Origin of the sequence: Micropruina sp. (assembly GCF_027492755.1) — a bacterium.
Taxonomy (GTDB): Bacteria; Actinomycetota; Actinomycetes; order Propionibacteriales; family Propionibacteriaceae; genus Micropruina.
The window spans coordinates 1-5,464 of the sequence record NZ_JAPUED010000224.1 but is presented as its reverse complement, the minus strand read 5'-3'; the positions used below and the strand labels follow the sequence as shown (position 1 = coordinate 5,464).

7 protein-coding genes are annotated in these 5,464 nt (G+C 69.2%); 5 read left to right on the top strand and 2 right to left on the bottom strand.

All coding sequences use genetic code 11. The features are described from left to right. Positions 1 to 226: 226 nt before the first annotated feature. The gene (locus Q0066_RS15495; protein ID WP_298134608.1) at positions 227 to 958 is read right to left on the bottom strand and encodes a queuosine precursor transporter; all 732 of its coding nucleotides are present in this window, start codon (positions 956 to 958) and stop codon (positions 227 to 229) included. 92 nt (positions 959 to 1,050) lie between these two features. On the opposite strand from Q0066_RS15495, the gene Q0066_RS15490 reads away from it, so the two are divergent. From Q0066_RS15490 to Q0066_RS15475, 4 genes are all read left to right on the top strand, one after another. After that, positions 1,051 to 1,488 (top strand): DUF5709 domain-containing protein, encoded by a 438-nt coding sequence (locus Q0066_RS15490; RefSeq protein WP_298134606.1) that lies wholly within the window; start codon positions 1,051 to 1,053, stop codon positions 1,486 to 1,488. Continuing rightward, complete coding sequence (gene pip, locus Q0066_RS15485) at positions 1,475 to 2,470, top strand: prolyl aminopeptidase (RefSeq protein ID WP_298134603.1); 996 nt, start codon at positions 1,475 to 1,477, stop codon at positions 2,468 to 2,470. The genes Q0066_RS15490 and pip overlap by 14 nt, the downstream gene beginning before the upstream one ends. A 93-nt stretch (positions 2,471 to 2,563) precedes the next feature. After that, positions 2,564 to 2,734 (top strand): hypothetical protein, encoded by a 171-nt coding sequence (locus tag Q0066_RS15480; RefSeq protein ID WP_298134600.1) that lies wholly within the window; start codon positions 2,564 to 2,566, stop codon positions 2,732 to 2,734. Positions 2,735 to 2,843: 109 nt separating this feature from the next. Continuing rightward, complete coding sequence (locus tag Q0066_RS15475) at positions 2,844 to 4,064, top strand: MFS transporter (RefSeq protein WP_298134599.1); 1,221 nt, start codon at positions 2,844 to 2,846, stop codon at positions 4,062 to 4,064. A 139-nt stretch (positions 4,065 to 4,203) separates the two neighbouring features. Here Q0066_RS15475 and Q0066_RS15470 read toward each other — a convergent pair whose 3' ends face one another. Continuing rightward, positions 4,204 to 4,836: a nucleoside/nucleotide kinase family protein gene (locus Q0066_RS15470; RefSeq protein WP_298134597.1), complete on the bottom strand. Its 633-nt coding sequence runs from the start codon at positions 4,834 to 4,836 to the stop codon at positions 4,204 to 4,206. Positions 4,837 to 5,009: 173 nt separating this feature from the next. Between Q0066_RS15470 and Q0066_RS15465 the strand changes: the two genes are divergently transcribed. Next, positions 5,010 to 5,464 (top strand): PhoH family protein (locus tag Q0066_RS15465; protein WP_298134593.1); only part of this gene is annotated, 455 nt, incomplete at its 3' end.

Sequence of the window (5,464 nt, the reverse complement as noted above, 5' to 3'; positions counted from 1 at the left end):
CTGGGGCCCGGGGACAGCCGCCGAACAGGGCCAGCACCGCGGCTTCTGGCACCGGTTCAAGCGGAAGTAGAGGTCCCGGGATCTCGGCGGTTGCGCCCGGACGACGGACCGTCGGTCGAGCTTGTCGAGACCCCTCAGAAGGATCTCGACAAGCTCGATCACCGGTCGGGAGGGATCTCGACAAGCTCGATCAGCGGTGGGAAGAGAAGGTTCGATCAGCGAAGGCTCAACCAGCAACCGGTGCTTCGACGCGTGTGGGCGACGAAAGGCCCTCGCGCTTACGGATCCAGGCGATCACCCGGTAGGTGACGGGCAGGAAGATCACCTCGACGAGCACCTTGTAGACGAAGCCGACCAAGGTGTAGTTGGCCAGGGTCGGCCAGTCCAGGCTGCCGCCGCCGAGGAACGCGCCGAGCGGACCGAATGCGATCAGGCAGAAGACCAGGGTGTCGGCGAACTCACCGACCACCGTCGAGCCGACCAGCCGCACCCATAGGCGTCCGGGCCCGAACCATTCCCGGATCTTCACCAGCACCACGGCGTTCAGGAACTGTCCGGCCAGATAGCCGGCCAGGCTGGCCAGCACGATCCGGGGCACGAAGCCGAGCACCGCGTTCCAGGCGTCGTTGTTGGGCCAGTCCGAGGCGGGCGGTGCGGCGGCGACCACCGCGAACGTCAGCGACATCAACGCGGCCATCACGAACCCCGTCCAGATCGCCCGGCGCGCCTTGGCCAGCCCGTACACCTCGGCGAGCACGTCACCCAGCACGTAGGTGAGCGGGAACAGGAAGGCCCCGCCGTCGGTGATGATCGGCAGCACCGGGAAGCCGCCGACCTCGACCGACGGGCCGAACTCGATCAGCTTGGTGGCAGACACGTTCGAGATCAGCAGCAGTGCGCAGAACGCGGCCAGGACCAGGTCATAGGTCGGGCGCGGAGTCGGGTGCGGCGCGGTCACGGGCAGGAAGCCTACAGCGGGCGACTGACACGAATCCGCACGGGTTGCCCGTCGTCCTCGCCCGGCGTGAGCAGAGGTGGCAGGCTAGTCCCATGACCGACTTCGACCCGACGATGCCCGACGAGTCCGAGCAGCTCGACCAGTTGCAGGCCGATGATTCGCTGATCGACCGCGGCGTCGCGGACGTGCTCGACGAGGGCTATGTCGCGCCCGAGAAGTGGTCCCCGGCGCAGGGTTACGGCAATACCCGGGCCGAGATGCGGCATGGCGAAACACTCGACCAGCGGATCACCCAGGAAGAGCCCGACTTCGCACCGCAGGACAGTACCTGGAAGGACGACCCGGACGAGCGGCGCGAGGTCGGCAAGCGACGTGCTGGACGCTTGGTCGATGCCGACGGCGGCGAGGGGGAGACCGACGAGGAGCCGGAGAGCATCGGGCATGACGTGGGTTTCGCGGGCGGCGCGGCCAGTGCCGAGGAGGCCGCGATGCACATCATCGACGACTACGAGGACGATGACGACGACTGAGGTGTATCCGGCTGAGCTGTATCCGGAAGTCGAGCCCTTTCGAACCGGACGCCTCGAGGTCGGTGACGGACACAGCCTCTACTGGGAGGAGTCCGGCAACCCGGACGGCAAGCCGGTGGTGTTCGTGCACGGCGGCCCCGGTGGTGGAAGTTCGCCGCTGCATCGCCGGTTCTTCGACCCGGCCCGCTACCGGATCGTGCTCTACGACCAGCGCGGTTGTGGCCGCAGCGCCCCGCACGCCAGCGCGCCGGACGCCGACCTGTCCAGCAACACCACCTGGCATCTGGTGGACGATCTGGAGCGGCTGCGGCTGGATCGTGGGATCGAGCGCTGGCAGGTGTTCGGCGGATCGTGGGGCAGCGCGCTGGCGCTCGCCTACGCCCAGGCTCACCCGGGTGTCGTCACCGAGCTGGTGCTGCGCGGCATCTTCACGCTGCGCCGCAGCGAGTTGGACTGGTACTACAACGGCGGTGCCGCGAACCTGGCGCCGCAGTGGTGGGAACGGTTCGAGGCGCCGCTGATCAGGGCCTTCGGTGAGTTGCCGGCCGGCTTCGACCGGATCGCCGGCTACCACGAGCTGCTGTTCGACGCCGACCCGGCGGTGCATCGTCCGGCCGGGGTGGCGTGGACGACGTGGGAGGCGGCGACGTCCACCCTGGAGTTCTCCCAGGCGCTGGTCGACGACTTCTCCGACCCGGATTTCGCGCTCGCCTTCGCCCGCATCGAGAACCACTACTTCGTCAACGCCGGCTGGCTCGACGAGGGCCAGCTGATCGCCGGCGTGGACGCCATCCGGTCGATTCCGGCAGTGATCGTGCAGGGCCGCTACGACCTGCCCTGCCCGGCGGTGACCGCCTGGGAGCTGCATCGCGCCTGGCCGGAGGCCGATTTCCGGCTCGTCCAGGCCGGTCACGCCGCCACCGAGCCGGCCATCGCCGCGGAGCTGGTCGCCGCGACCGATACTTTCGCCCGACGGAGCTGAGCAGGCCACCTTTCGCCCCGAATCCTCCCTGGGGGTGTAGTGACCTTCGTGGCGCTGACTAGCCTCGACAGCACCCGATCGAAGGAGATTCCGATGACCAACGATCCCCACAACGGCGGCGATATCTCGTCCGGCTTCGGCGACTCAACGGTGACCGGCCCGGTCTCCGATGAGAAGGCCGAGCAGATGAAGCAGCGCGAGGCCGCGAAGGACTCGCCCAACGACTCGCCCGACACCGAGCAGGACTCGTCTCCCAGCGAGTAGCCCGCAGCTGGGGTGACCGTGAGAACCGTCCCCACGGTCACCGGGGACGGTTCTTTCAGTCACCGGGGACGGTTCTCCTGGTCGCCGACAACCTCGATAGCCTTCCTCGGTGACCCGCAGCGCCGATACCGAGATCCGGACGCCCGCACCCGAATTGCGTCGTGCGCGGTCAGCGGTGTCGGTGCTGTTCGTGCTGGCCGGCGCGGTGATGGGCGGCTGGGCCGGACGCATCCCGTCGGTTCGTGACCAGTTGGGTGTCTCGAACGGCGAATGGGGTCTGATCGTTCTGGCCGCGCCGATCGGCGTTTTGGCGTCGCTGCTCGTGCTGTCCCGCGTGATCGACTGGACGGGGGCGCGGACGCCGTCCGTGTCAGGCGCGGTCGGCATGCTGGTGCTGGTGCCGATCGGGGCACTGGCCACCGAGCCCTGGCTGCTGATCGTCTGCCTATTGGCGCTCGGCCTGGCGCAGGGACTGCTGTTCGGCCCGATGAACGCGCTCGCGGTCGAGGTGGAGCGGGGTTACCGCCGCAGCATCATTTCCTCGTTCCACTTCTGGTACAGCGGCGGCCAGTTCCTCGGCGGCCTGCTCGGCGTCGCGGCCGGAATGCTGCAGTTCTCCGCGGCGCTGCAGTTGGCGGCGTCCAGCCTGCTGCTCGCGGCGCTGTTCCTGGTCACGCTGCGATTCCTTCCAGACACCCAGCGGGCCGGCTCCGACGCTTCGGTGCTGCCCGATTCACCGGAGGCCGCCCCACCGCGATCCGGCCTGCGGACGTGGACGCCGCAGTTGCTGCTGCTCGCCGGGATCGCACTGCTGACGTCCGTCAACGAGGGCGGTGCCGTGCAGTGGAGCGCGTTGTACAGCGTGGAGCTCGGCGGCGGCGTCGCGCTCGGGTCGCTGACCCTGGTCTGCTACTCGCTGGCGATCGCGGCGGCCCGGCTGGTCGGCGACCGGGTGGTGGAATCGATCGGACGCCGCCGCTTCCTGCAGCTGTCCGCCGCGATCTCGGTGCTCGGACTGGGCATCGGCCTGCTCACCGGCACGGTCGCCGGTGCGCTGATCGGCTTCGCCTGCCTCGGCGTCGGGAGCGGCTGCATCGTGCCCACCGCAATGACGCTGGCCGGCAACCAACCCGGGGTGCCCTCGGCCACCGCGGTGGCGTTGATCAGCATCGGCCAATGGCCGGCGTTCCTGCTCGGCCCGCCGATCATCGGCGGACTGGCCGAGTTGTTCGGGCTCCGCGCGGCGCTGGCGGTGGTTGTGCTGAGCGCCGCGGCGATCATCGTCCTGGCCAGCTTCGTCCGGGAGCGGACGGTCGCCGTCGCCGGCTGATCCGTCACCCGGAAGCTGGCCGCCGGTCGAGGGCGTCGAGATTCTGATGGTGCCGACAAGGGGTTTCGACAAGCTCAACCAGCGATGAACGGGGACGGTTCTTCTTCGTTCGAAATCCGCACGCAGCGGGGACGGTTCTTCAGGGCATCTCGACGATGCGGTCCGCCCGCGCGCGGGCGGCTGCCACCCGCAGGGCGTTCGCCTCGTCCACGGTGTGCACCCACTGCTCGGCGTGCTCGGGAGTGTCGCCGTGACCGAGCCGGCGGTGCACCAGGCGGCGGCGCCGCTCGACGTCGTCCACCTGCAGGTACCAGACCTCGTCGAGTTCGGGCCGGACGGCGTCCCAGCCGTGCTCGTCGAACAGCAGATAGTTGCCCTCAGTCACCACCAGCGGGATGTGGGGCTCGATCAGGACGGCGCTGCCGATCGACTCCTCCAGGTCACGGTCGAACCGCGGCGCGTACAGCGGGTGCTGCTGTTCCCGCAGCCGGCGCAGCAGGGTGACGTAGCCGTCCACGTCGAAGGTGTCCGGGGCGCCCTTGCGGTCACGGCGTCCGAGCCGGATCAGCTCGGCGTTCGCCAGGTGGAAGCCGTCCATCCCTGCGACGACCATCCGGTCGCCGACACGCTCGGCCAGTACCGCCGACAGGGTGGACTTGCCCGCGCCGGGCGGTCCGACCAGCCCCAACAGTCGCCGCTCGCCCGACGCGGCGAGCGCGGACGCCCGGTCGACGGCTTCGGCGAGGGTCAGGGACGGCGGGGCGCTCGGCATGGGGACAAGCATGGCCCACACAGCGAGGTTCCGCTCCCGCGGGTCGAGCTTGTCGAGACCCCTGCCGACTATGGACAAGCTCGTTCAATGAGGGCCGCGGACGAGCTCGATCAGCCCGTCGAGGCGTGTCGCAGCGGCGGGCTAGGATTCTTCCGTCCGATTCGAGGAGGAAGATGCGAAACGCCGACAGTGAACCGTCCGAGCCCACCGGGGTGCGCCGGATCACCGTTCCGCCGTCGGTCGACATGGTGAACGTGCTGGGCCCGCGCGACGAGTTCCTGGACATCCTCGAGCGCGAGCTTTCGGCGGACGTCCATGTGCGCGGCAACGAGGTCACCTTCACCGGTGACCCGGGCGACGTCATCGTGGCTTCCGAGGTGCTCAGCGAACTGGTCACCATCGTCCGCACCGGCCAGGGGCTCACCGCGGACGCCGTCGAGCGGGTGGTCGGAATGACCGCCCAGCAAGCGGAGACGCTCCGCCCGGCCGAGGTGCTGACCCAGAACATCCTGTCCACCCGAGGCCGAACTATCCGGCCCAAGACGCTGAACCAGAAGCGCTACGTGGACGCCATCGACGCCCACACGGTGGTGTTCGGCATCGGCCCGGCCGGCACCGGCAAGACCTA